This window comes from Botryobacter ruber, assembly GCF_003347595.2.
Classification (GTDB): Bacteria; Bacteroidota; Bacteroidia; order Cytophagales; family Hymenobacteraceae; genus Pontibacter; species Pontibacter ruber_A.
In genome coordinates this window covers 1-24,226 of sequence record NZ_QCZK02000030.1, presented here as the reverse complement: position 1 = coordinate 24,226, position 24,226 = coordinate 1, and the positions used below count along the sequence as shown (strand labels likewise).

At 51.5% G+C, this 24,226-nt stretch carries 17 protein-coding genes; 15 read left to right on the top strand and 2 right to left on the bottom strand.

Annotated elements, in window-relative coordinates; genetic code table 11:
- Positions 1 to 31: 31 nt before the first annotated feature.
- The 5 genes from DCW36_RS08660 to DCW36_RS08640 all read left to right on the top strand — a co-directional run bounded on the left by DCW36_RS08660 (position 32) and on the right by DCW36_RS08640 (position 5,182).
- Positions 32 to 1,192, top strand: a complete 1,161-nt coding sequence (locus DCW36_RS08660; protein ID WP_240676101.1) for a CaiB/BaiF CoA transferase family protein — start codon at positions 32 to 34, stop codon at positions 1,190 to 1,192.
- Positions 1,193 to 1,195: 3 nt separating this feature from the next.
- Positions 1,196 to 2,434 (top strand): extracellular solute-binding protein, encoded by a 1,239-nt coding sequence (locus tag DCW36_RS08655; protein WP_114782921.1) that lies wholly within the window; start codon positions 1,196 to 1,198, stop codon positions 2,432 to 2,434.
- Positions 2,435 to 2,436: 2 nt separating this feature from the next.
- The gene (locus DCW36_RS08650) at positions 2,437 to 3,513 is read left to right on the top strand and encodes a Gfo/Idh/MocA family protein (protein ID WP_114782920.1); all 1,077 of its coding nucleotides are present in this window, start codon (positions 2,437 to 2,439) and stop codon (positions 3,511 to 3,513) included.
- 9 nt (positions 3,514 to 3,522) lie between these two features.
- The gene (locus DCW36_RS08645) at positions 3,523 to 3,969 is read left to right on the top strand and encodes a MaoC family dehydratase (RefSeq protein WP_114782919.1); all 447 of its coding nucleotides are present in this window, start codon (positions 3,523 to 3,525) and stop codon (positions 3,967 to 3,969) included.
- A gap of 142 nt (positions 3,970 to 4,111) precedes the next feature.
- Positions 4,112 to 5,182 (top strand): L-rhamnose/proton symporter RhaT, encoded by a 1,071-nt coding sequence (locus DCW36_RS08640; protein WP_114782918.1) that lies wholly within the window; start codon positions 4,112 to 4,114, stop codon positions 5,180 to 5,182.
- A gap of 204 nt (positions 5,183 to 5,386) precedes the next feature.
- On the opposite strand, the gene DCW36_RS08635 is transcribed toward DCW36_RS08640, so the two are convergent.
- Both DCW36_RS08635 and DCW36_RS08630 read right to left on the bottom strand, forming a co-directional pair.
- Complete coding sequence (locus tag DCW36_RS08635; protein ID WP_114782917.1) at positions 5,387 to 6,208, bottom strand: sugar phosphate isomerase/epimerase; 822 nt, start codon at positions 6,206 to 6,208, stop codon at positions 5,387 to 5,389.
- A gap of 238 nt (positions 6,209 to 6,446) precedes the next feature.
- Entirely contained in the window at positions 6,447 to 7,292 is an 846-nt protein-coding gene (locus DCW36_RS08630; protein WP_114782916.1) for an AraC family transcriptional regulator, read from the bottom strand.
- Positions 7,293 to 7,499: 207 nt separating this feature from the next.
- On the opposite strand from DCW36_RS08630, the gene DCW36_RS08625 reads away from it, so the two are divergent.
- The 10 genes from DCW36_RS08625 to DCW36_RS08580 form a co-directional block, all read left to right on the top strand.
- Positions 7,500 to 8,330 (top strand): phytanoyl-CoA dioxygenase family protein, encoded by an 831-nt coding sequence (locus DCW36_RS08625; protein WP_114782947.1) that lies wholly within the window; start codon positions 7,500 to 7,502, stop codon positions 8,328 to 8,330.
- A 23-nt stretch (positions 8,331 to 8,353) separates the two neighbouring features.
- A complete protein-coding gene (locus DCW36_RS08620; RefSeq protein ID WP_114782915.1) occupies positions 8,354 to 9,469 on the top strand; it encodes a Gfo/Idh/MocA family protein in 1,116 nt (371 codons plus the stop codon).
- Positions 9,470 to 9,659: 190 nt separating this feature from the next.
- Complete coding sequence (locus tag DCW36_RS08615) at positions 9,660 to 10,565, top strand: sugar phosphate isomerase/epimerase family protein (protein WP_114782914.1); 906 nt, start codon at positions 9,660 to 9,662, stop codon at positions 10,563 to 10,565.
- A 604-nt stretch (positions 10,566 to 11,169) separates the two neighbouring features.
- Positions 11,170 to 14,139, top strand: coding sequence for a SusC/RagA family TonB-linked outer membrane protein (locus DCW36_RS08610; protein ID WP_114782913.1), 2,970 nt, complete (start codon positions 11,170 to 11,172; stop codon positions 14,137 to 14,139).
- 18 nt (positions 14,140 to 14,157) lie between these two features.
- Positions 14,158 to 15,648, top strand: coding sequence for a RagB/SusD family nutrient uptake outer membrane protein (locus DCW36_RS08605; RefSeq protein ID WP_240676100.1), 1,491 nt, complete (start codon positions 14,158 to 14,160; stop codon positions 15,646 to 15,648).
- A gap of 416 nt (positions 15,649 to 16,064) precedes the next feature.
- Positions 16,065 to 17,150, top strand: coding sequence for a Gfo/Idh/MocA family protein (locus tag DCW36_RS08600; RefSeq protein WP_114782911.1), 1,086 nt, complete (start codon positions 16,065 to 16,067; stop codon positions 17,148 to 17,150).
- A 354-nt stretch (positions 17,151 to 17,504) separates the two neighbouring features.
- Positions 17,505 to 19,094, top strand: a complete 1,590-nt coding sequence (locus DCW36_RS08595) for a sodium:solute symporter family transporter (RefSeq protein WP_205702901.1) — start codon at positions 17,505 to 17,507, stop codon at positions 19,092 to 19,094.
- Positions 19,095 to 19,764: 670 nt separating this feature from the next.
- Positions 19,765 to 22,623 carry a glycoside hydrolase family 2 TIM barrel-domain containing protein gene (locus tag DCW36_RS08590; RefSeq protein WP_114782910.1) on the top strand — a complete coding sequence of 953 codons (2,859 nt, stop codon included), beginning with the start codon at positions 19,765 to 19,767 and terminating at the stop codon, positions 22,621 to 22,623.
- A 649-nt stretch (positions 22,624 to 23,272) separates the two neighbouring features.
- Entirely contained in the window at positions 23,273 to 23,698 is a 426-nt protein-coding gene (locus tag DCW36_RS08585) for a hypothetical protein (protein WP_125185440.1), read from the top strand.
- Positions 23,699 to 23,755: 57 nt separating this feature from the next.
- A partial coding sequence (locus DCW36_RS08580) for a hypothetical protein (protein ID WP_205702900.1) occupies positions 23,756 to 24,226 on the top strand: 471 nt, incomplete at its 3' end.

Sequence of the window (24,226 nt, the reverse complement as noted above, 5' to 3'; positions counted from 1 at the left end):
GCAGCATGGAGGCCCGTAGCAGGGTAAGCGAATGATAAAACCTTTAGAAGACATCTTAGTAGTTGATTTCAGCCAGTTTCTTTCCGGCCCCTCGGCTAGTCTGCGCCTGGCTGATTTAGGCGCAAGGGTAATCAAAATTGAAAAGCCGGACACAGGGGATATTTGCAGGCAGCTGTACGTGTCGAATGTGATAATGAACGGCGACTCCTCTATTTTCCATGCCATCAACCGCAACAAAGAAAGCTTTGTAGCCGACCTGAAGAAAAAAGAAGACCGCACCGAAATCTGGGAGCTGGTAAAGCAGGCCGACGTAGTGATGCACAACTTTCGTCCGGGTGTGATGGAACGTCTGGGCTTTGATTTTGAGTCGGTGAAGCGCGTGAACCCGGAGGTGGTGTACGGCGAAATTACCGGCTACGGCGACGAAGGCCCCTGGAAAAACAAGCCGGGACAGGACCTGCTGGTACAGTCGCTCTCGGGCTTAACCTGGCTGAGCGGCAACGGCGATAAAGGACCGGTACCCATGGGCATTGCCGTAGTGGATATCTTAACAGGCGCCCACCTGGCGCAGGGCCTGATGGCCTGCCTCGTGCGCCGCGGCATTACCGGCGAAGGCGGCCTGGTACAGGTAAGCATGCTGGAATCTGTTGTCGATTTCCAGTTCGAGGCCATTACCACTTACTACCGCGACGGCGGCCAGCCGACGGTAAGGTCGCTGAAGAATAACGCACACGCTTACCTGGGGGCGCCCTACGGCATCTACCAGACGAGCAACGGCTTCCTGGCGATTGCCATGGGGTCTATTCCGCAACTGGGCGAACTGCTGCAGTGTCCGGAGTTGCTACACTATAAAGAAGTTGCTTCCTGGTTTGACAAACGTGACGAAATAAAAGCTATCTTAGCACAGCATCTGCAGACCGGTACCACCGAGCAGTGGCTGGCCGTGCTGGAGCCTGCCGATATCTGGTGTGCCGACGTGATGACCTGGGACCGCCTCATGGACCACGAAGGCTTTAAAGTGCTCGAGATGATACAGGAAGTGCACATGGGCGACGGCTACAGCTACCGCACCACCCGCTGCCCGATAAAGATTGACGGCGAAATTCTGGTGTCAGACAAAGGCGCTCCGAAGCTGGGCGAGCATACCGCCGCTATTATCGAAGAAATGCTTGTAAAACACACAGGAAGGTAATATATGCCCGAAAAAAACGATGTCCTGAAGTTTGCAGTAAGAAAGTTCGGCCCTTTTGAGGCGGCCCTGGCCAAAACCTGGGAGGCCTACTGTAAAGAAACTAATTGCACGCTGCAGCTCGAAGCTATCCCGATGGAGCTACACCAGCTGCACGACGAAACCCTGGTAAAGGAAGGCCTGAAAAATGGCTCCTGGGACATCGCCCACCTCAACACCGACTGGATTGCCGAAGCGCATGCCTCCGGTGCCATTGAAGATTTAACGCCATTTATAGAAAATAACCAGCCAGACGACTACCCGCAGGGGTGGTCGTCTGCGTTGCTGGAGATGCAGCAATTCGGAAACCAGGTGGTAGGCCTGCCTTTCCACGACGGACCCGAATGCCTCATTTACCGCAAAGACCTGTTCGAGGACCCGCAGGAGCAGGAAAACTTCTACAAACAGCACGGCAAAAAACTCGCTCCCCCCAAAACCTGGGACGACTTCGTAACCGTTGCCCGCTTTTTCCAAAGGCCGGAGCAAAACCTTTACGGCACCCTCTTCGCCGCCTATCCCGACGGCCACAACACGGTGTTCGACTTCTGCCTGCAACTCTGGACGAGGGGAGGGGAGCTGACGGATACTGCTGCACGTGTCACCATAGACTCTGCTGCTGCCCGCGAGGGGCTGGAGTTTTACCGCGAGGTGCTGCACGATAAATCAGTGGTGCACCCCAACTGCGCCGACTTCGAATCGGTAAGAGCCGGACAAGCCTTTGCCAACGGCGAGGTAGCCATGATGGTAAACTGGTTCGGATTTGCCTCGGTGTGCGAAGTAGACCCCGGCTCAAAAGTAAAAGGAAAAGTAGACATCGCCGACATCCCGCATGGCCCGAACGGGCTGGGCACGTCGCTGAACGTGTACTGGATGTACACCATCGGAAGCGGCAGCCGCCACAAGGAAATTGCCTACGATTTTATTAAGTTTGCCACCAACAGGCGCAACGACAAGCAACTGACGCTGGAGGGGGGCATTGGCTGCCGGATTTCTACCTGGCACGATGCCGAAGTTAACACCGTGGTGCCGTACTATCATAAGTTAGAGCAGCTGCACCGGAACTCCAAAACCCTGCCCCGCCACGAACTGTGGGCCAGAACAGCAGAGGTGATTGACAAGGTGGTGCTGAAGGCAATTAATACAGACGAGCCTGTTGCCGACATTCTCAAAGAAGGGCAGCAGGAGATAAACGAAATTTTCAGGTAAACATGGAAATACCCTACAAACCGATACTTCCACAGAATCCGCTGCCCATCATCATTATTGGAGCCGGCGGCATTGTGCGTGACGCGCATCTGCCTGCTTATAAAAAAGCAGGTTTCGAAGTTTTCGGCATCACCAACCGTACCATCGAGAAGGCTGAGAAACTGGCCGAGGAGTACCAGATACCGCATGTGTTCAAAACCGTAGCAGAGGCTGTGGAGGCAGCTCCGGTAAATGCCGTCTACGACCTTACGCTCATGCCCAACCAGTTTGTTGAGGTCCTCAAGCAGCTGCCCGACGGGGCGCCGGTGCTGATACAGAAGCCGATGGGCGATTACTTTGCGCAGACAAAAGAGATTTACGACGTCTGCAAAAGCAAAGGCCTGAAAGCCGCTATTAACTGCCAGCTGCGCTTTGCCCCTTACGTGAGCGCCGCCCGCTACTTAATTGATTCCGGTGCCATTGGCGAGCTGTACGATTTGGAAGTTCGCCTGACAACGTATACGCCCTGGGAAATTTTCCCGCACGTTATCGTGCACGAGCGCCTCGAGATTCAGTACCACAGCATCCATTACATCGACATGGTACGGTCCTTCCTCGGCGACCCGAAGAGCGTGATGGCCAAAACGCTGCGCAACCCTTACAAGAACCTGTCTTCGTCGCGCACGACTATTATTTTCGATTACAACGACAGCATGCACGCTGTTATTAATACAAACCACGACCACAACTTCGGGCCGCACAACCAGGAGAGCTTCATCAAGTGGGAAGGTACCAAAGGCGCCATCAAAGCCAAAATGGGCCTCCTGCTCGACTACCCGAAAGGTGTGCCGGACAAGTTTGAATACTGCATCCTGGAAGAAGGCAAGGAGCCGGAGTGGAAGACCCAGGAACTCGAAGGCAGCTGGTTTCCTGATGCCTTTATCGGCACCATGTCGAGCGTGATGCGCTATGCCAACGGCGAAACCGACGTCATGCCAACCAGCATCGAAGATGTGATTAAAACCATGATTGTGGTGGAGAGCGCTTACAAGTCGAGCGACAACGGGGGAGTACCCATTAACAAGAATTTATTCAATTAATAACGATTTATGCATATCAGGTCGCAGTTTTACGAAGATTACGAATTAGGAGCAACACGAGAAACCTTAGGAAGAACCATTACCGAAACCGATTTTGTGCTGCACGCCGGCCAGACAGGCGATTTTTTCCCGCACCACATGGATGCGGAGTGGTGCAAGCAGCAGCCTTTTAAAGAGCGTATCGCCCACGGCACCCTTATCTTCAGCGTATCCATCGGCCAGACAGCTTCCGAAATTAACCCCGAAGCATTCTCGAAAGGCTACGACAGGCTGCGTTTTATCAAACCGGTTCACATCGGCGACACCATCCACACCAAAGTAACCATTTCCGAGAAAGCTGAAGACAAGCGACCGGAGTTCGGCAAGGTAGTGGAGCACGTGGAAACCTATAACCAGCGCGGCGAAATCGTGATGGTGTGCGACCACATCCTGCTTGCCAAACGCAAACAACAATAAATGTAGCAGCAGCTACGTTTTTACTGCACTTTAGATGGAATTAATCCGGCTAAAGTGTAGTTTAAGATTTAACAAACGTTAGTGAGATAGTAAATACACCGCCCTGAGTACCCTAACCCGTCAACTGTAATACCTTTTACCCATGATAGTACCTAATCCTATTGAAGGAACCGCCCTGCATGCTGTGGGTGGCATTTCGGCCTCTACCTGTTACCTGCCTTACCACAAAACAAAGGCCTGGTCCTGGACCTCTTTCTGGCTGGTGCAGGCGCTGTTTGCCTGGATTATCGTGCCTACGGTATTGGGTTACCTGACGGTGCCTGGCTTTTTCAGCATACTGGCCAATGCGCCGGGTGAGGTGGTGCTGTCGGCATTTCTACTGGGCGCCTGCTATGGCTTTGGCGGCATGTCGTTTGGCTATGCCACCCGCCACATCGGCTACTCGCTTACCTACACCATTTCCATCGGCTTGTCGGCCATCATCGGTACCATGACACCCCTGATTATGAAGGGAGAGGTGATGGAATATTTCGCCCGCCCCGGCGGCGATATCATCCTCACAGCCATGGGCATTTCGATGCTGGGTGTGGCGATGTGTGGCTGGGCCGGCTTTAAGAAAGAGCGGGAGATAGGGCAGGCGCAGCACTTTAACATGCGCAAAGGCTTAATCCTGACCATCGTAGGTGGATTCCTCTCCGCCGTATTCAACATCTCACTTGAAATAGGCCAACCCATTGCCGACATGGCGGCAGCCAACGGCGCAGGCCATTTTGAAGGAAACGCCAAACTCATTGTGTCTACAGCAGGTTGCTTTATGGTGAACCTGATTTGGTTTATGGTGCTGGCGGTAAAGCAGGGAAACCTGAAAGAAATGTCGTTCAGAGGTGGCCTGGGCAAGTTTGCCGTGATGAAAAACTTTATGTGGTCGGCATTTGCCGGTGTGCTATGGTGCTTCCAGTTCTTCTTCTACGGTATCGGGCACGTGCGCATGGGCAACTTCCAGTTTGCGAGCTGGGTTATCCACATGTCGATGCTCATCTTCTTCAGCTTTATTGTGGGGGTGGCGATGAAGGAATGGAAAAACGTCTCCCGCAAAACATACATCCTCTTGATTGCTGCACTGGTAATTCTTTGTACCTCTTTCCTTATCATGACCTACGGCACGGTAAAAGGACAGGCGGAGATGGAGCAGGTAAGTACCGGCGGGCATTAAGCTTAAAAAAATCCTGCTTCAAGTTTTCAACTTGGAGCTGTTGTTGGGAAAGCTTTCAGCTTTCGTGCCTAACTTTACCGGCATTCACAGCCCCGCCAGTTGAAAACTGGCATAATAAAAAGCTCCAAGTTGAAAACTTGAAGCAGTTGTTTAAAAAAGAAGGCCTCCGGAACCAAATGCTCCGGAGGCCTTCCTGTTTCTGAACTACCAGTTCTGATACCTGTCGCGCAACAGCTGCATCATATACACATTCACCTCCCACTGGTCCGTGATAGGCTGTCGCGTGAAGGGCAGCGGTACCATGTACGGGAACGGGCCAAATTCAGGGGTGATGGTGAAGTCAGTACCGGCAGCCTTGAACTTGTCAGCTACTTTATCCCACCAGGCCAGGTGCTTCTCCACAGCCTCCTGCCATTCGGGTACCCGCGGGTCCGGCACTTGCGGTCCTTCCGGGTAGCCCACGCGGGCATGGATGTGGCCGGTACGGGAGATGGCCAGTTCCATTGCCTCGTGCTGCTCGTCGAGGTAAGTCTCCGCTACATTTACCCAGTGCGAGGCATCGAGCGTAATTTCCAGTTCCGGAATCCTGGTCAGGTACTCTTTGGTAACGTGTGCAGCGAAGGCAAATTTGCTGCGGTGCGTTTCGTGGTAGACTTTTACACTGGTGTTGCGGGTGTGTGCTGCAGCGAGTTCAATCAGCTGTTTGTTCTGCTCAAATGAAAAAAAGTCCCTGCCCGTCTGGCAATCAATTTTAGGAGCTTGGTAGGGGCTTACTTTTTCAAACCAGGCGGCGAGGGTGTCGTGGTGCCTGGAGAAATCAGGGTCAGCGGTTTCGTAGTGCTGTGGTATAACCTCAAGCTTTAATTGCTCGGCCAACTCCCAGACTTGGTTCAGCTCCTCGTGGGTAGTGCTGTTGGAAATGGCGTATTCAACGCCGGAAAAGCCGGCTTCTTTTATTTTCTGTAAGAAATCATTCCAGCTCAGGTTCTCGCTTCCCCAGCGGGGGCAAAAGAATTTCAGGTTCATAGGTTTAGGTTTGTGGTGAATAGGTGGTGTGGTATGAAATTGATTTACTGCAGCTGTTTTTTGTCCCCCTTTGAAGGGGGTAGGGGGATGATTACACCTGCGGATAAATCAGCTTATTAATCTTCAGCCCGTGCGTCATCCCCCTTACCCCCTTCAAAGGGGGACTTTCTCCTGCAGCCGTATTTCACAATTGTAAAATCAAGCAGCAGAGGCAATGGTGGCAGCTGCAGCAAACTATTTATGCCTTGCTTTGCAGCTTAAACTGGTACGGCGTGCACTTGACAACTTTTTTAAACTGGTCGTTGAAGTTGGTCAGGTTGTTGAAGCCGCTTTCGAAGCAGACGTTGCTCACGCTGGCCTCGCTTTCCATGAGCAGCTTACAGGCATAGCCGATGCGGATTTCATTTACAAAGTGCGAAAAGTTTTTCTTGGTCCGGTTTTTAAAGTAGCGGCAGAAACCGGAGTAGCTCATGTTGGCTACCTCCGCCACCTCTTCCAGCTGTATCTCCTCTTTGAAATGCGTCATCACATAATCGAACACCTTGTTCAGCCGGTCGTTGTCTTTGGTATTCTGGCCGGTGATGTCGGGACTCGACAACAGCTCATATTCATCCGTATCCGCCAGGATGTTCAGCACCGAAAGCAGGCATACCAGCCGCTCCATTCCCTGCAGCTCCAGCATTTCGTGCATCTTCTCAGCAATCACCTTTCGGCACGTTCCGGTTAAATGCATGCCCATGCGCGACCGCTGAAACAGCAGGTTTATCTTCTGCATTTCCGGTATTAGTCTAAAGCTGCTTCCGAGAAAATGCTCGTCGAAATGTATCACCAGTGCGCCCCCCTGTGCCTGCTCATCCTCTTTCCGGAACAGGTGAGGCAGGTCCGGGCCCAGGAAGGTGAGGTTGCCTTCGTTATAATCCGACACATGATTGCCTACAAACCGCTTGCCCTTCCCGATAAGAATAAGCACCAGCTCATATTCGCTGTGGTAATGCCACGGCGTTTCAAAATAAGGCGTAATAAATTTGTCGGCCACAAAAGAAGAATACTCCGACAACGGAAGCTTTTGAACGTGTGCCTTCATTCAATCCGAAAGTTAAATGTCTAAACTTATAGAAATTTAACTAAAGATAATTTGTAATCAGTCTATTATGTTAAAAAACTTTATTTTTTTGATAGAATACTGGTGGCGTATGCAGTTGCAATGATTTAGCTTTGACTAACTAATGATAGTTATCAATTTTGTTCTTACCTGCTTCTATTATAAATGAAAACCAAACTGACAGAACGAATGACTGCAACAAGACTTACACCCGCTCAAAAGGAGCAATATGACCGGGATGGCTACCTGATTGTGAAGAACTTTGTGAATGCCGAAGAGGTAGCGCTGCTCTATGGCTTAGCTACCGGCGACGACCAGTTGCGCAGCCATGCCTGGGACTTTAAAGACCAAAGCGGCAAGCATACCAAACTTACCCTCTGGTTTACCCCCGGCGACGATACCTTTGGCCTGCTCACCCGCAGCGAAAAAATGGTAGGCAGTGTGCAGGCCCTGCTGGGCGAAGGCGAAGTATGCCATTTCCATTCCAAGCTCATGCAGAAAGAGCCGCAGGTAGGAGGGGCCTGGGAGTGGCACCAGGACTACGGCTACTGGTACAAGAACGGTTTCCTGTATCCGGATGCCATGATTAGCGTGATGCTGGCGCTTACCGAGGCCACCAAACTGAACGGATGCCTGCAGGTGCTGAAGGGCTCGCACAAGATGGGCCGCTTTGAGCACTTGTTTGCCGGCGAGCAGCAGGGCGCCGACATGCCGTTCGTGGAAGAAGCCATGAAGCACTGCGAGCGTGTGTATGTGGAGCTGGAGCCGGGCGATGTGCTGTTTTTCCACCCCAACCTGCTGCACATGTCTGAAGCCAACCTGTCGGACAAACCCCGCTGGTCGCTCATTTCGGCCTACAACCTCAGCTACAACGTGCCTTTCCGCGAGAAAAATAAATCCTGCATCACGCCGGTTAGCGTGGTGCCCGACGAGGCGGTGCTGGCATCGGAGCCGGTTGGGTTGTCGGATAAAACAGACTTCCTGAACAAGGATGACGAAATTACCCTAAAAGTAAAGTAGGACCTGAAATAGAGCTTATAACAATGGATACATCAGTTGACATACAATTAGATTACAAGCCGCGATTACCGCAGAAGCTGGATTGGAATATAGGCTGTATCGGGTCAGGCTTTATCATGGCCGACTGCCACCTGGTGGCCTACCGGCAGGCAGGATTCAACCCGGTGGCTATTGCCTCCCGCCAGCGCGAAAACAGCCAGGCGGTTGCAGGCCGACATGGCATTAATAACGTGTACGATACGTACCAGGAACTTCTGAAAGACCCTGCTATCGAGGTGCTGGATATTGCCGTGCCACCCAATGTGCAGCTGGAAATCGTGCGTGAGGCCGTGAAGCATGCCGACCACATTAAAGGCATCCTGGTGCAGAAGCCGATGGCGGTAAACTACACCGAAGCCAAAGAGCTTGTGCGGCTATGTGCAGAGGCTGGCATAAAACTGAGCGTGAACCAGAACATGCGCTACGACCAGTCTATCCGGGCCTGTAAATCGCTGCTGGACCAGGAGGTGCTGGGAAGGCCGGTTTTTGCCTCGATAGACATGCGTGCTATACCGCACTGGCAGCCCTGGCAGAAAGACCTGGGCTGGGCCACCCTGCGCACCATGAGTATCCACCACCTCGACGCCTTCCGCTTCCTCTTCGGCGACCCGACAAGAGTGTTTTGCAGCGTAACCGAAGATCCCCGTAACGGAAAAGACTTCCGGCACGAAGACGGGGTAGCGCTCTACATCCTGGAGTACGACAACGGCCTGCGCGCCTCCTCCTGGGACGACGTCTGGACCGGCCCAAGCCGCGAAGGCGCCGCCAGTGATATTTACATTAAGTGGCGTGTAGAAGGAACCGAAGGCACGGCCAAGGGAACCATCGGCTGGCCTTTCTACCCGCTTCCCACACCAAGCACTATCGACTATACCACCATCCAGGAGGGAGAACGCTGGTTCAAGCCCCGCTGGAAGGAAGTCTGGTTCCCGGACGCTTTTGTCGGTCCGATGGCGCAGCTGCTGTGTGCTATTGAGGAAGACACGACACCGGAGCTAAACGGGGAGGACAATCTTAAAACCATGGCGCTCGTGGAGGCCTGCCATGTGTCGTATAAAGAACACCGGGCAGTGCCTATTGAGGAGATACTCAAGTCGTGAGCAGCCATTACTTACGCTGGTGCGAGCTTGTAGCTCGTACCTCCACAGAGTACGAGCTACAAGCTCGCACCAGCGAAAAGAAAATGACAGCTTGACGGGATTTATAATCCCGTCTTAACAGAGTCGTCGGATTTGCAATCCGATACAAAATAAAAAACTAACGATAACCCTTTAAATAATACTTTTAGCTATGATACAAGTCGGCATATTTACAGGTTATTTCCCTTATACCTTAGAAGAAACGGCGAAAAAAATCCGTGACCTGGGCTTCAACACTGTGCAGCTCGATGCGACGTTCAAAGACATGGATTTGTCCACGGACGCCATCACCTCTGAAAAATGTAAAAAGATTCGCGACACCTTTCGCCGCCATAACCTGCCTATTTCCTGCATCTCGGGCTACACCAACCTGGTGCATCCGAACCCGGCCAAGCGGGAGGCTAACATTAAGCACCTCAAGCAGCTGATTCGCTTTGCCAATGAACTGGGCTCGCCCTACGTTATCAGCGAAACCGGCACCTTCGACTCCGACAGCGACTGGGTACACCATCCGAAAAACAAAACCGAAGAAGGCTACGAAGAATGCCGTGCCGTTATCCAGGACATCGTCAACTTCTCACGCGACCACGGCGTTACCTTTCTGGCCGAAACCTATGTGAACAACGTGATAGGCTCCGTAGAAGAAACCCTGCGCCTGTTCGCCGATATTGACGACCCGCACCTCGGCCTGCTCATGGACCCCACCAATTACTTCGAAGAGCACAACATCGACAAGATGGACGAGACGCTGAACTTCATCTTCAATGCGCTGTCGGATAAAATCAAAATTTCACACGCCAAAGACGTGAAACGTGCCGGCGCAGCCCAGGGCGTGAAAATGGCCGACATTGACGCCAGCGAAGCGCATACCCTCCGCGGCGTAGGCATGATTGAGCTTCCCGCCCCAGGCTTAGGTTCCCTCAACTACGACCTGTACCTGCAGCGCCTGAGCAAGCATTATCCGAATATTCCCATCATCATCGAACACCTGGAAGAAGAGGATGTGCCACGCGCGAAGAAGTTCCTCGACGAAAGGTTGCTGGTAAACGGCTGCTGATATTTGCCAACATAACATTAGGTGCAGGTAATTTTGCCTGCACCATCTCTCTCTGTAAGTCAATTCCTGACGCCAGTGTCTGACTGCCTCCCAAAGGCAGTTCAGGATTCCTGTTGCCTTTATGCTGGTGCGTATGGTGTCTGAACTTAAATGTAATGACGGAGAAAAAGTCCCCTTTGAAGCCGTAGGTCCCGGACTTGATTCGGGAGGGGTGAGGGGGATGATGCACGGGCTGAAGGAAATGATTTGTTCCCAGGTGTAAATCCTCTGCCTGCCCTTGCGCAATTTTATAGAAAGCAAAGGCAAACGACAGCATTTCTAATCTTGCAATAAACAGCGAAACTAAAAATCCCCCTTGGCGAAGGGGGTAAGGGGGATTGACCACAACAGGAGTAGAATAGCTAAAAAGTCACTATACCAGAAGGCGGGAACACAAAGATAATTTTTTCAGCAGTAGTCACCAATCCCCCTGCTCCCTTCGCCAAGGGGGATTTGGAAAAGTAAATGCTTACTGCACCAGCCACCAAAACCACTGCTCTTCCTACAAGAGCCGCTACCTGACGAGAATACACCCTTACCCACTTAACAACTTAAACACACACGTATGAAACAACTTTTATCAAAAGAACTGAAGTACCTGCTGGTGCTTCCGTTTCTATTACTGACCATAACAACTGCGCTGGCCCAGGCCCTGGAGGTGCGGGGCAAAATTACGGACGACAAAGGCGTAGGCATGCCGGGTGTAACCGTGTTGCAGAAAGGAACTTCTAACGGGACAATAACGGATACAGATGGAAGCTTCAGACTTTCTGTCACTGACGGGAATGCGGTGCTGCTTGTGTCGTATGTGGGGTACCAGAACCAGGAAATACCTGTGAACAGGCGCTCCGCAATCAACGTTTCGCTGAAGACGGATGCTCAAGCCCTCGAAGAAGTAGTCGTGGTGGGCTATGGTACAGCCAAGGTAAAAGATGTGACCGGTTCTGTTGCGCGTGTGGGTGCCAAAGATTTTAACACCGGTATCAATGCAGCGCCGGAGCAGCTGATTCAAGGCAAGATTGCCGGGGTGAACATCGTGAACAACAGCGGTGCACCGGGCGGTGAAGTTACGTTCCGCATCCGGGGTACCTCATCGGTAAGGTCCGGTAACCAGCCGCTGTTTGTGGTGGATGGGGTACCGCTGGATGGTCGCAATACCAAACCAAGCGCCACAGCCGGTGAACTGGGTGGCACGGCCGGCTCCAACCCGCTGAACTTCCTCAACCCGAACGACATCGCTACCATCGACGTGCTCAAAGATGCTTCTGCTACCGCTATTTATGGTGCCCGTGGCGCTAACGGCGTGGTCATCATCACCACCAAAAAAGGCAGCCAGGGAGCGCCTACCGTGAGCCTGGATATGTCAACCGGCATCAGCACCCTAACGCGCAAGCCTGATATCATGGACGGCAACACCTTCCGCCAGGCACTGGCGCACCGCCAGATTGAAAACCGTGATGGTGGTCAGTCAGTCGATGCCTTTGATGCCATCATGCGCACTGCTCATACCCAGATGGTAAATGCCTCGCTGAGCGGCGGCAACGACAGAAGCAGCTACCGCATCTCGCTCGGCTACCACGACCAGGAAGGCATCATCAAGGAATCCGGTCTGAAGAAATACACTGGTAACTACTCCGGTACTTACAAGTTCCTGCCGGAGGACCGCCTGAAAGTAGACCTGAATTTAGTTGTAGCGAACACTGTTGAGAACGGGGCGCCTATTGCCGAAAACTCCAACGTAAACGGCAGCCTTATCGGCAACGCCATCGAATGGAACCCAACGGTTCCTTTCCGCGATGCTGATGGCAAATTTGTGCAGCGCACCTACGGCACCAGCGTAGCTGGTCTGCCTACTAACCCGGTGGCGCTGCTGGAGTATTACAACGATGTGGCGAACGTGACGAACGTGCTGGGTAGTGCGGCTGCCACTTTCAACATCGTGAAGGGACTCGACTACCGCGCCAGCCTGGGCATCAACCAGTCCAAAGGCAACCGCATTGTGGATGTGTCGGGCAACCTGTTCCTGTCCACGATCACCGACATCGGCCTGGCCGTGGTGAACAACGCCACCCTGACCAGCAGCACCTTGACACACACCCTGAACTACAACAGCAAGCTAAGCGACAACATCAACCTCGACGTGCTGGGCGGCTACGAGTACCAGACCTACAAAAGCAACACCTTCGACATCACCGCCCGGGGCTTTACCTCCTTCGACCTGAAAGGCACCGACATCTTACAAAATGCACGCACCGACCAGGTTCGCATCAGCTCCTACAAAGACCCGACCAACGAGCTGCAGTCTTACTTCGGTCGTGCGAACCTGAACATTGCAGAAAAATACCTGCTTACTGCCACCATGCGTGCCGACGGTTCTACTAAGTTCGGAGAGAACAACAAGTATGGCTACTTTCCGTCGTTTGCCGCCGCCTGGATTATGTCGGAAGAAGATTTCCTGAAAGGCATTGAAAAGCTCAGTATGCTGAAATTGCGGGCCGGCTGGGGACAAACCGGTAATCAGGAATTCCCGGCAGGTGCTTCGCAGGAACGTTATGCCTTTGGTCTGCAGAGCATCGCCCTGAGCAACGTCGCCAACCCGAACCTGAAGTGGGAGACGACCGAAACCGTAAACCTCGGCCTCGACTTCGGCCTGTTTAAGAACAGAATCACCGGTACCGTCGAGTTCTTCGACAAATCTACCCGCGACCTGCTGTTCCGTCTGCCGGCACTGCAGCCAGCGCCCGCCGCTTCGTACTGGACCAACCTGCCCGCCACCGTTAAAAACACCGGTGTGGAAGTGTTGCTGAACTCCATCCTGGTAGAGAATGCAAACTGGACATGGGAATTCGGTGTGAATGCGACCTACCTGCAAAACAAACTGATAGGCTACGAAGGTGCTCCAGTATTAACTGGCCAGATAAACGGCAACGGCTTAGGAGGAGGCAGCAACAGCCAGCAACTGGCCGACGGCCAGCCCCTGTTCGCCTTTAAGATGCTAGAGTTTATGGGCTTCGATGAGCAGGGTAAGGCAACCTATAGCGATGAACAGAAATTTGTTGGCGATCCGAACCCGAACTACCTGCTGGGCATCAACACGAATGTGAGCAGAGGCAAGTTCAGCTTCAGCATGAACATGAACGGCGCATTTGGTCACCATTTGTACAACAACACGGCTAATGCGCTTATTACAGCGGCGAACTTTGGCCTGGGCCGAAATGCCTCTTCCGAAATTGGCCTGGGCAACGAAAGCCTGAGCAACGCCAACGTGGTGTCGACACGCTTCCTGGAGAGCGGCAATTTCATGCGATTGCAGAATGCCACGCTGGGCTACACCTTCGGCAATATTACACCGGTGCTGAAAAATGCCAGAATTTACCTGGCCGGCCAGAACCTGCTACTCCTGACCAACTACAGCGGCTTCGACCCGGAAGTGAACACCAACCGTTCCGTAAACGGTGTGCCTTCTTTCGGTATCGAGTACACGCCTTACCCTATGGCACGCAGCTTCACGCTTGGCCTCAATGCATCTTTCTAACCGCTTAAACCGATGAATATGAAATCGCTTAAATATATTTTATGTGCCCTGGCACTGGCAGGTTGTACCGACCTGGCAGAAGACATCAACTCCGAACTTCCCGCCGACAAAGCAAGAGCCTTCCTGGAGAAGAACGTGAACTTCAACTCCATGATTGAAACCGTGTACCGCGACTTCGACAGTCCGTTTATCCAGCACGCCGGCTCTGTCTGGGTGCTCGATGAGATTAGCGGCGATGCGGCCATTGTCCCCTCCCGGCCCTCGGGCTGGGACAACGGCGGCGTGTACCGCGAACTGCACCAGCACACCTGGCGCGCCGACCACGCCTACCTGCGCTCGGTATGGGAACGCATGAACAAAGGGGTGTTCGATGCCACCAACGTGCTTTCCTTTAATCCGTCGCCGGAGGTAGCTGCCGAAGCACGTTTCCTGCGGGCATACTTCATGTACCACCTCCTGAGCCTCTACGACCGCGTGCCCTTCCGCGACCCGGGCGACAACCTGCTGAACCCGCCGAAAGTGTATTCGGGGGCCGAAGCCATCAACTTTATCATCTCAGAAGTGGAGGGTGCGCTGCCGCTGCTGGCGGAGAACGGACCGGCTTATCGGGCCTCTAAAAATGCAGCCCGTGGTTTCCTGGCCAGGCTGTACCTGAACAAAGGCGTATTTGCTAACCGCGCTAACCCGCAGTTCAACAATGCCGACATGGACAAGGTAATCCAGTATGCCGATGCCATCACCGGAAAATCCCTCAACTTCTATTGGGACAGCTTCGGCCCCGACAACAACGAAAAATCCACGGAATTGCTCTTCACCATCGAAGGCAAGGGCGGTGTACGGTCGCATTCGCTGTGGGTGTGGTGGCACGCCATTTTCCCAACCGAAATGAACCTGCCTAACGGGGGCGGCTGGAACGGCTTCGCGGCAGTAGGCGATTTCTACGACACCTTTGAGCAAACCGACATCCGCCGGTATTACGAGCACCCCATCACCAAAGAAAGAGGCTACAACGCCGGTTTCCTGGTGGGGCAGCAGTACAAACCGGACGGTACTCCGATACCCAATGTAGTCTTCACAAAGGAAATTCCGGTAATTGTAGGTGCCACTCTCTGGAACGGCGTGCGCCCGGTAAAATACATCCCGGACTACGCCAACAAATCTGCCGCCGACAACGACGTCGTGCTCATTCGCTTAGCCGACGTGCAACTGATGAAGGCCGAGGCACTCCTGCGAAAAGGTTCCGCAGGCGAGGCGCTGGCTATCGTGAACAACATCAGGACCTTACGCGGAGTAACGCCTTTCCAGCAGCTGACGCTGGATAACCTGCTCGCCGAGCGTGGCCGCGAACTCTTCTGGGAAGGCCACCGCAGGGCAGACCTGATTCGCTTCGGCAAATTCCTGCAGGCCTGGCACCTCAAACCAGCCTCCGAACCGAAGCGCCTGGTGTTCCCGGTACCACCCGCTGATGTACTGGCCAACCCGAACCTCGACCAGAATCCGGGGTATTAGCCAGTGCCATAGGTAAAGCAGAAAAAGCTTTCTTTGAAGACAGCGCAGTTTTACAAAAAACAATTTTTTGTCATTTCGACCGCAGGGAGAAATCTGGAGGAGAAACAGTTCGGTGAAATATCTCAGATTTCTCCCTGCGGTCGAAATGACATTGTAACACTCATAAACAAGCAGGTCTGAATTGTTAATCCTCTTCAGACCTGCTTGTTTTTTTTTGCTCCACCAGCCACCATAGCCTCTGCTGTATCCTCCGCACGCCGTGCCGGCTGCCGCCAGTCCTGCTTTTAGTTGAAGCAGCACAAAGTGCTGCAAAAACGCTATATTCGGGAAAATAACTAAAAACCATTCGTAAGATTTCTTTATTTCACATATAAATAAGATATTTATGTTTGAAGAACGATATTGATAATCATAACATGTTAAAATTAGGAATATTAGGCTTGGGCGAAGGCCGCAGCACCATGTCGGCGGCGCTGCAGAGCCCGAAGTGGGAGCTGAAAATGGTGTGTGACAAGAACATCGAAATGTGCAAGCAACGCGCAAAAGAGTTCGACTACCACAGCTACACCACCGAGTACAGCGACCTGCTCAACGACCCGGAGATTGACGTTATCGCCATTTACACGCCAGACCACCTGCACGCCACGCACATCAAAATGGCGATGGAGCATGGCAAACACGTGGTGTGCACGAAACCGTTGCTCAACGACCTGTCGGAGGCAAAAGAGCTGCTGGAAATCAGCGCGAAAACCGGCAAAAGACTTTTCGTAGGCCAGAGCAGCCGTTTCTTCGAACCCATGAAGCGCCAGCGCCAGGATTACGAGGAAGGCGTAATTGGCGACCTGGTAACCGTAGAAGCCTACTACCATGCCGACCACCGTTGGTTCCTGGCGAAGCCCTGGGCACTGGAGAAATCTTTCAAGTGGCTCTATGGCGGCCTCAGCCATCCGGTAGATTTGGTGCGCTGGTACCTGCCCGAGATTGAAGAAGTAATGGGCTATGGCATGCTCAGCCCGAACGGCGTGAAAGGCGGCCTCAAAAATGAAGACACCATGCACTTCATCTTCAAAGCAAAAGACGGTAGAATTGCCCGCGTGAGCGGCGTGTACACCGGACCGGTGCAGCCTGTAATGCGCGATAGCGAGATGAGCTGCATCCTCAGAGGCACCGAAGGCTGCAGCCAGGGTGACTACATGGATTTACGCTATGCCGTTATCACCAACACCGGCGAAGAGAAGCTGATAACATGGGAGCATAAACTGAAGCATTACTTCCGCTTCGAAGGCAAGAGCCACCACGCAGGGGAGTACCAGAACTACCTCGAGTACTTCGCCGACAGCATCGAAAACAACACTACTGCTTACCCTGACCTGAAAGAAGGCATCGGTACCATCGCGTTGCTCAACGCCATGGAAGAATCGTTGGCAACGGGCATGCCGGTAAAAGTGGCGACGCTTTTAGAGAGGTTCGGCCTCAGTCAACAAGAATTGGCAGCAAAATAATTACCATTTACTCCTGTCTGTAGAGCAAGCAATGCGACTATAGGCAGGAGTTTCTTTTCATAACGTGTTACGACAAGCGGCAAAAATTTTAGCTGTTTAGTTGTTTTAGCTGTTCAGGACATCCGTGTCCGGAAGCATTCTGCTGCGGACATCCGTGTCCGCTTTTCGATTTTAAAGAATAAGTACGGGGACACGGATGTCCCCACCAGAATGCTTCCGGACACGGATGTCCGGAAGAGCAGAGAGAGCAGTGAGCAGTAGGAACAGTAGTTGAATTTTTTGCTCGTTTTGTCGAATTCCTTTTTTAACCGTCAGCACTTTCTGGTGTAGCAAAGCCGGAAATAAAAAATTATTGTGGAAGATATATACAGCCTTTTATCGCCGCTCGACTTTATTGTAGTGGGCATTTACCTGGTAGTCCTGATAGGGCTGGGGTTCTGGATAAGTTTCAGAAAGAAAAAGAAATCGGGCGAAAGCCTGTTCCTGGCCGGGCACTCCCTGAACTGGTCCAGCATCGGGTTTACCATGTGGGGTACCAACGTAGGGCCGTCCATGCTCATTGCTTCGGCTAGTATTGGCTACACGACCGGTATTGTGGCGGGTAACTTTTCCTGGTATGCCTTTCCATTTATATTCCTGCTGGCGGTGGTGTTTGCGCCGCGTTACCTGGGAGCCAAAGTGCTCACGTTGCCCGAGTTCATGGGCAAGCGCTTCGGGCAATCCACACGCAGCATCCTGGCCTGGTATACCATCGTAACGGTGCTGATTTCGTGGCTGTCGCTGACGTTGTTTGCCGGCGGTATCCTGGTGGGGCAGATACTCAACCTGCCGCTCTGGATGTCGGTAGTCATTCTTATTTTGATTTCAGCGTTCTTTACCATTGCCGGTGGTCTGGAAGCGATTGCCTTTACAAACGTTTTCCAGATGATACTGCTCATTGTGGTGTCGGCGGCCTTAACCATAGTGGGTGTGGTGAAAGCCGGCGGACCGGTTGCTATTTTCGAAAGCGTACCTGCCGATTACTGGAACCTGCTGCGCCCCGCCGACGACCCAAGTTACCCCTGGATGGCGATTTTGCTGGGTTACCCCATTATGGGCGTGTGGTTCTGGTGTACCGACCAATCCATGGTGCAGTCGGTGCTGGGTGCGAAAAGCCTGAAGCAGGGGCAGTTGGGTGCCAACTTCACCGGCTGGCTTAAGATTCTGGACGTGCCGCTGTTTATCCTGCCCGGCATCGTCTGCTTCATCCTCTATCCGGAACTGGAAAATCCAGATACCGCTTACATGACGATGGTAACGCGCCTGTTCCCGGCAGGGATGACGGGTCTGGTGATGGCCGTACTCATCGCAGCCCTGGTAAGTACCATCGACTCTGCCCTCAACTCCCTCAGTACCGTTTTCACGATGGATATCTATGTGAAGAAGATAAAGCCGGAAGCCACCCAACGCGAGATAGTAACAACAGGTAGAGTGGTAACGGTGGTAGGCGCCATCATTGCCATCTTCTTCAGCCTCGCCATCGACAGCATCAAAGGCATGAACTTGTACGATGTATTTCAGTCGGTGCTGGGCTTTATTGCGCCACCCATGTCGGTGGTGTTCCTGTTTGGTGTGTTCTGGAAAAAAACCACCACCCGCGCGGCCAACTTCATCCTGACTGTCGGGACTGCCCTCAGTATCGGAACAGGCATTCTGTACCTGTGGGTATTTCCTGCCGCAGAATACCCCATCTGGCCGCACTTCCTGTTGCTTTCGTTCTACCTCTTCGTTGTGCTGAGCATCCTGGCCTTCCTGATTTCCTACTTCGACAAACGAACCTCGTTACGCGACGACAATACCCTTGACTTCAGCAACCTGGTAAAACCAAGCAGTACGGTATGGCTACTATGGCTGGTGCTGATAGCCATCATGGTGGGTATTTACATCTTCTTCAACGGACACTAAGAAAGAAGGTAAATTACGTGCAATTTTCATATAAAAATACGTTATTTACATTTGAATGAATATTAGTTAATGGAACCGCTGATGATAGTGAAAAAATGATGGTGTGATTTCAAGCAAAAGATCCGAAGTTATCGTTTTTTCACTACCATCAACGGTTCAGTCACAGGAGCAGAGGCTGTGGTGGTAGGTGCAGAAGGTTTTTTTCGTCTGAATTTGGATTCGTCAGATTTTTGGATTCACGGATTTCCACTATTGGTGGTGATAACACCAACAACGGCGGAAGAGCCTCTACAGAGTTGCTTAGGCCTGATAAATGTGGTGCAGATACTGACACTATAGCGCAAAAACGGTTGCCAGGTGCGTAAAATGACACTCCACCTGTTTGAGCCGTCAGGCGAGTTTGGAGGGTCTTGATTTTTTTGGTTCTTTTTGTATCAAGACAAAAAAAAGAACAGGAAAGCCAGCAATTAAACAGCGCCGCCTGAAGTCTAAGACCTAAAGCAGACAAAGCGAACCTGTAGCAGGCTTTCCTGCAGCTTGCCCACAAGTTCCTTTCAGGATGACAAAAGGAGGAAGGGACTTTGTTATGTCAGCTGCAGTACAGCAAAACATACGCCCCTATAACTAATAACCAACAACGAATAACCGAATACCGAAAATACCACCAATCATGAAGTCAAATTCAGTAATAGCTTTTCTCTTTCTCCTGCTAACACCACTCGCACAGCTGCTAGCCCAGGAAACAAAAGTGCAGTACCTGTCCGGCACCGGCAACACCCACACCGTCGACTGGCAGTTTATGGTAACAGAAGGCCGTAAGGCAGGCAAGTGGACCAAAATCCCGGTGCCATCAGTGTGGGAGCAGCAGGGCTTCGGGTCCTACAACTACGGCAACGACAAAGAAGAAGTACGCGCCAAAGAGAAGGGCCTGTACAAATACAAATTCAAGGTGCCTGCTAACTGGAAGAACCAGGATGTGAACATCGTGTTCGAAGGTTCTATGACTGACACCGAAGTAAAAATTAACGGCAAGCCGGCAGGTCCGATTCACCAGGGCTCGTTCTATCGGTTTAAATATGACATCACTGACCTGCTCAAATACGGCAAGTCGAACCTGCTCGAAATAACGGTGTCCAAGCATTCTGCCAACGAGTCGGTAAACAAAGCGGAACGCCATGCAGATTACTGGGTATTTGGTGGCATTTTCCGGCCGGTGTACCTGGAGGCGCTGCCGAAACAACACATCGAATGGCACGCCCTCGATGCCAAAGCAGACGGCAGTTTTACAGCAGAAGTACACCTGGAAGGTGTAGCTGGCGCAGATGAAGTGGCAGCCCAGGTGTATACCCTGGACGGCAAGAAAGTAGGCAATGAATTCAAGACCGGCATAAAAGCAGGCGAAACGGTTGCCAGGCTGCAAAGCAAAATTTCATCGCCAAAACAATGGACGCCGGAGTTCCCGAATCTGTACCGCGTTACCTACACGCTGCTGCAGAACGGCAAACCTGTTCATACCGAAAGCCAGCGCTTCGGCTTCCGTACAGTCGATTTCCGCGAGCGAGACGGTATTTATGTGAACGGCGTCAAAATCAAATTTAAAGGTGTGAACCGCCACTCCTTCCTGCCGGAGTCTGGCCGCACGACCAACAAGAAGAACAGCATCGAAGATGTGCTGCTCATCAAAGACATGAACATGAACGCCGTGCGCATGTCGCACTACCCGCCCGACCAGCACTTCCTGGAAGTGTGCGACTCGCTGGGCTTGTTTGTGATTGACGAACTGACCGGCTGGCACGATGCTTATGATACCGAAGTGGGCACGAAACTGGTGAAGGAAATGGTTATCCGCGATGTGAACCACCCGTCCATCGTAATCTGGACCAACGGCAACGAGGGCGGCCATAATTTTGATTTAGACCCTGTGTTTGATGCCATGGACATTCAGAACCGCCCGGTGGTGCACCCGTGGCAGAACTTCCGCGGCATTGATGCGCAGCATTACACCAACTACAACTACGGCAACGGCAGCTACTTCGAAGGCCGTGATGTGTTCTTCCCGACCGAGTTTCTGCACGGCCTCTACGATGGTGGCCTGGGTGCGGGTCTGTACGATTTCTGGGAGCTGATGTGGAGCAAGCCGCTTTCGGCAGGAGGTTTCCTGTGGGTGTTTGCAGACGAAGGCGTGGTACGAACCGACAAGGGCGGAATACTTGATACAGACGGCGATCATGCTGCCGACGGTATCCTGGGGCCGCACAAAGAGAAAGAAGCCAGCTACTATGCGATAAAAGAAATCTGGTCGCCCATAAAGTTTGAGCAGCGTGAAATTACGCCTGCTTTTGACGGCACGTTCCCGGTAGAAAACCGCTACCACTACACCAACCTGAACCAGTGCACGTTCTCCTATAAACTGGCGCAGGTGCCAGGCCCGAACAGCACCAAAAAGATTGACACGAAAACCGGCTCCATTCCCGCACCAAACATTGCGCCAGGCAACAAAGGCAAACTGGCCCTGCAGCTTCCCGGCGACTGGCAGAATTACGACATTGTTTACCTAACCGCGACCGACCCGCACGGGATGGAAATTTTTACCTGGAGCTGGCCTATCACGCGTCCTGCTACCATGGCGGACCGCATAATTGATAAATCCGGTGCACAACCAGCCACCTTCGAAGAGTCCGGAGACGCCGTAACGGTTTCGGCCAACGGCGTGCAGGTAACGTTCGATAAAAAGACAGGGCTGCTGCAGCAGGTAAAGAATCCGAAAGGCATTATTCCGTTAACCAACGGACCGCTGCCTGCAGAAGGTGAGGCAGGTTTCGATAAAATGACTGTGGTAAAAGAAGGCAACAATGTGGTTGTTCAGCAGGAGTTCATTGAAAAGAAGCAGATGAAGTCGCTGAAATGGACCATGTACCCATCCGGCTGGCTGCAGATGGACGTGCAGTACCTGACTTACAAAGGCGATGCAAATGATGAACTGGGCGAGCATTCCGATTTCCTGGGCATCAACTTCTCTTTCCCCGAAGACCAGGTGAAGGGCGTGCAGTGGCTGGGTAATGGTCCGTACAGAGTCTGGAAAAACCGCCTGCAGGGCAACACCTTGGATGTCTGGACGAAGAAATACAACAACACCGCCACCGGTCATATCGGCGAAGGCCATACCCGCTTAGATTACCCGGAGTTCAAAGGCTACCATTCCAACATGTACTGGATGAAGCTGTTAACTACGTCGCAGCCATTTACGGTAGTAACCGCAAACGAAGATATCTTCATGCGTTTGTTCACACCGGCCACTACGCCTGGAAAAACCTACAACACGGCGCCTCCATTCCCGAAAGGCGATATCTCGTTCATGCACGGTATTACGCCTATCGGTACGAAATCACAGAAACCAGAGTACCTGGGCAATTCCGGCCGTCAAAACAACTACTTCGACTACTGGAGAACCCGTCCGAAACAAATGACACTCTACTTCAACTTCTCCGACGACCAGACCAGCACTACGCTGACTTCTACAAAGAAGTAAGCTGGCGTAAATTGAAAGCAAAAGCCCCTGCCGGTGAGTTCACTGGCAGGGGCTTCTTGCGTTAAGAGCGACGGCTTAATCTGAACATGCTTTCCAGTAAAAGTGTTGTAAAGTGTAAAGCCCTGATGCTTACCAGCACTGGGGTAGCAAGCCGTATAACATCACCTTCATTCTTCCAGGCTGCAATAAGGGTGAAAGTTTCTTTTCCTGCTCAGTGGTAAAGAAGCCAATTCGTTTCAGCTACTAAATTTTTCCTGCTATTCCTCTGCTAAATTCCAATGATTGAACTTGGTAAAACTTGTAAGTGATTGAATATAATTTGATTAGTGCTGTTTCTAATGATTTTCTAATTTTTTTTGCATAAAAACAATATTTAATTAAAATATTTACATAAATATAAATTTAAGGAGTATATTTGTTGTAGTATAACAACATATAATTAAATCCTTCTAATTTCAGTTTTGCGGTAATAAAGTTTCAACATTGAAATTTGCCAAGAATGGCTGGGGTCATTCTTGGCTACCTTTTGCACTTGCCGATGCAGTCTTTGCACCAGCCTGGGCAAAGTACACCCTCTGTTGCACTATAGCGACTGCTGTAGTGAGTTAAAGTGAATAAAGCTAAATGGAATCAAAATTGAAAAACTTTTATGAACGTAAAACTTTTACAGAACTTAAGCACTAAGTGGCGAACATCTGGAAAGATGAATGTCAAGCATTTCCGAATGCTGCTGGTGCTTTCCCTGGTCATGAGCTCCTTCTTTATGTTGGCGCAGACGGGGGCTATTAATTTGTCGTTTTCTCCGCAGGTAGTATCAGAACCTACTGTTACAACTGATAAGGAAGATTATGCACCTCGATCAAATGCAGTCTTTACAGGGGCTGGGTTCAGTGCTAACGAAGATGTCGTCTTGAAAGTGAAAAATCTGAGCCGTCCCTGTAATACAGTATCCGCAGATTCTTCGTACCTGCCGTTTACTGTTAAAGCCGATGCTGATGGAGGATTTGTTACTAACTGGACAGTTTGTGATTGTCCGGGTGATTCTTTAAGATTGAAGGCAACAGGGCAGGTATAGGGGAAGGTTGCTTATGCTTATTTTACGGATGGTAATATATCTTTTACAACGTCAGGCTTGCCCGCTGGTGTTAATATAACAGTTAACTGGAGTCACAATCAAGGTGGAGGCACATCAGGTTCTACTTCTTTTACTACTCCTTCAGCTGGTACTTTAGCCGTAAATAATCAAAATTTAAATTATTCTTATCCTTCCTCTGTGACTTTTGGGGGTAGTACTTATAATTTAGTTTCAACTTCTCCTCTTAGTGGATTTAATACAGGAAGTGGGTCAACAGCTATTACAGTAACTGGAACATACGGATTAGCATGTAATGCTCCTTCAATAAATACTCATCCCGCTTCTACAAGTGCAGATTTTTCCTATGGTAGTGATGCTACTTTCACGGTAGCAGCTTCTGGAACTCCTACTTTAAATTATCAGTGGCAGGTGACTTTGTTGCAACGAGTCTGTCCTTTTCAAGATTTCTCTCTTAGAGCTGGTTTACGTTATTTTATAAGCCACAGGTATTCCCCTCTGTCGCAACAG

Coding starts and splice junctions, on each gene's coding strand:
- DCW36_RS08660 (WP_240676101.1), top strand. CDS start 32: ATGATAAAACCTTTAGAAGACATCTTAGTAGTTGATTTCAGCCAGTTT.
- DCW36_RS08655 (WP_114782921.1), top strand. CDS start 1,196: ATGCCCGAAAAAAACGATGTCCTGAAGTTTGCAGTAAGAAAGTTCGGC.
- DCW36_RS08650 (WP_114782920.1), top strand. CDS start 2,437: ATGGAAATACCCTACAAACCGATACTTCCACAGAATCCGCTGCCCATC.
- DCW36_RS08645 (WP_114782919.1), top strand. CDS start 3,523: ATGCATATCAGGTCGCAGTTTTACGAAGATTACGAATTAGGAGCAACA.
- DCW36_RS08640 (WP_114782918.1), top strand. CDS start 4,112: ATGATAGTACCTAATCCTATTGAAGGAACCGCCCTGCATGCTGTGGGT.
- DCW36_RS08635 (WP_114782917.1), bottom strand. CDS start 6,208: ATGAACCTGAAATTCTTTTGCCCCCGCTGGGGAAGCGAGAACCTGAGC.
- DCW36_RS08630 (WP_114782916.1), bottom strand. CDS start 7,292: ATGAAGGCACACGTTCAAAAGCTTCCGTTGTCGGAGTATTCTTCTTTT.
- DCW36_RS08625 (WP_114782947.1), top strand. CDS start 7,500: ATGACTGCAACAAGACTTACACCCGCTCAAAAGGAGCAATATGACCGG.
- DCW36_RS08620 (WP_114782915.1), top strand. CDS start 8,354: ATGGATACATCAGTTGACATACAATTAGATTACAAGCCGCGATTACCG.
- DCW36_RS08615 (WP_114782914.1), top strand. CDS start 9,660: ATGATACAAGTCGGCATATTTACAGGTTATTTCCCTTATACCTTAGAA.
- DCW36_RS08610 (WP_114782913.1), top strand. CDS start 11,170: ATGAAACAACTTTTATCAAAAGAACTGAAGTACCTGCTGGTGCTTCCG.
- DCW36_RS08605 (WP_240676100.1), top strand. CDS start 14,158: ATGAAATCGCTTAAATATATTTTATGTGCCCTGGCACTGGCAGGTTGT.
- DCW36_RS08600 (WP_114782911.1), top strand. CDS start 16,065: ATGTTAAAATTAGGAATATTAGGCTTGGGCGAAGGCCGCAGCACCATG.
- DCW36_RS08590 (WP_114782910.1), top strand. CDS start 19,765: ATGAAGTCAAATTCAGTAATAGCTTTTCTCTTTCTCCTGCTAACACCA.
- DCW36_RS08585 (WP_125185440.1), top strand. CDS start 23,273: ATGAACGTAAAACTTTTACAGAACTTAAGCACTAAGTGGCGAACATCT.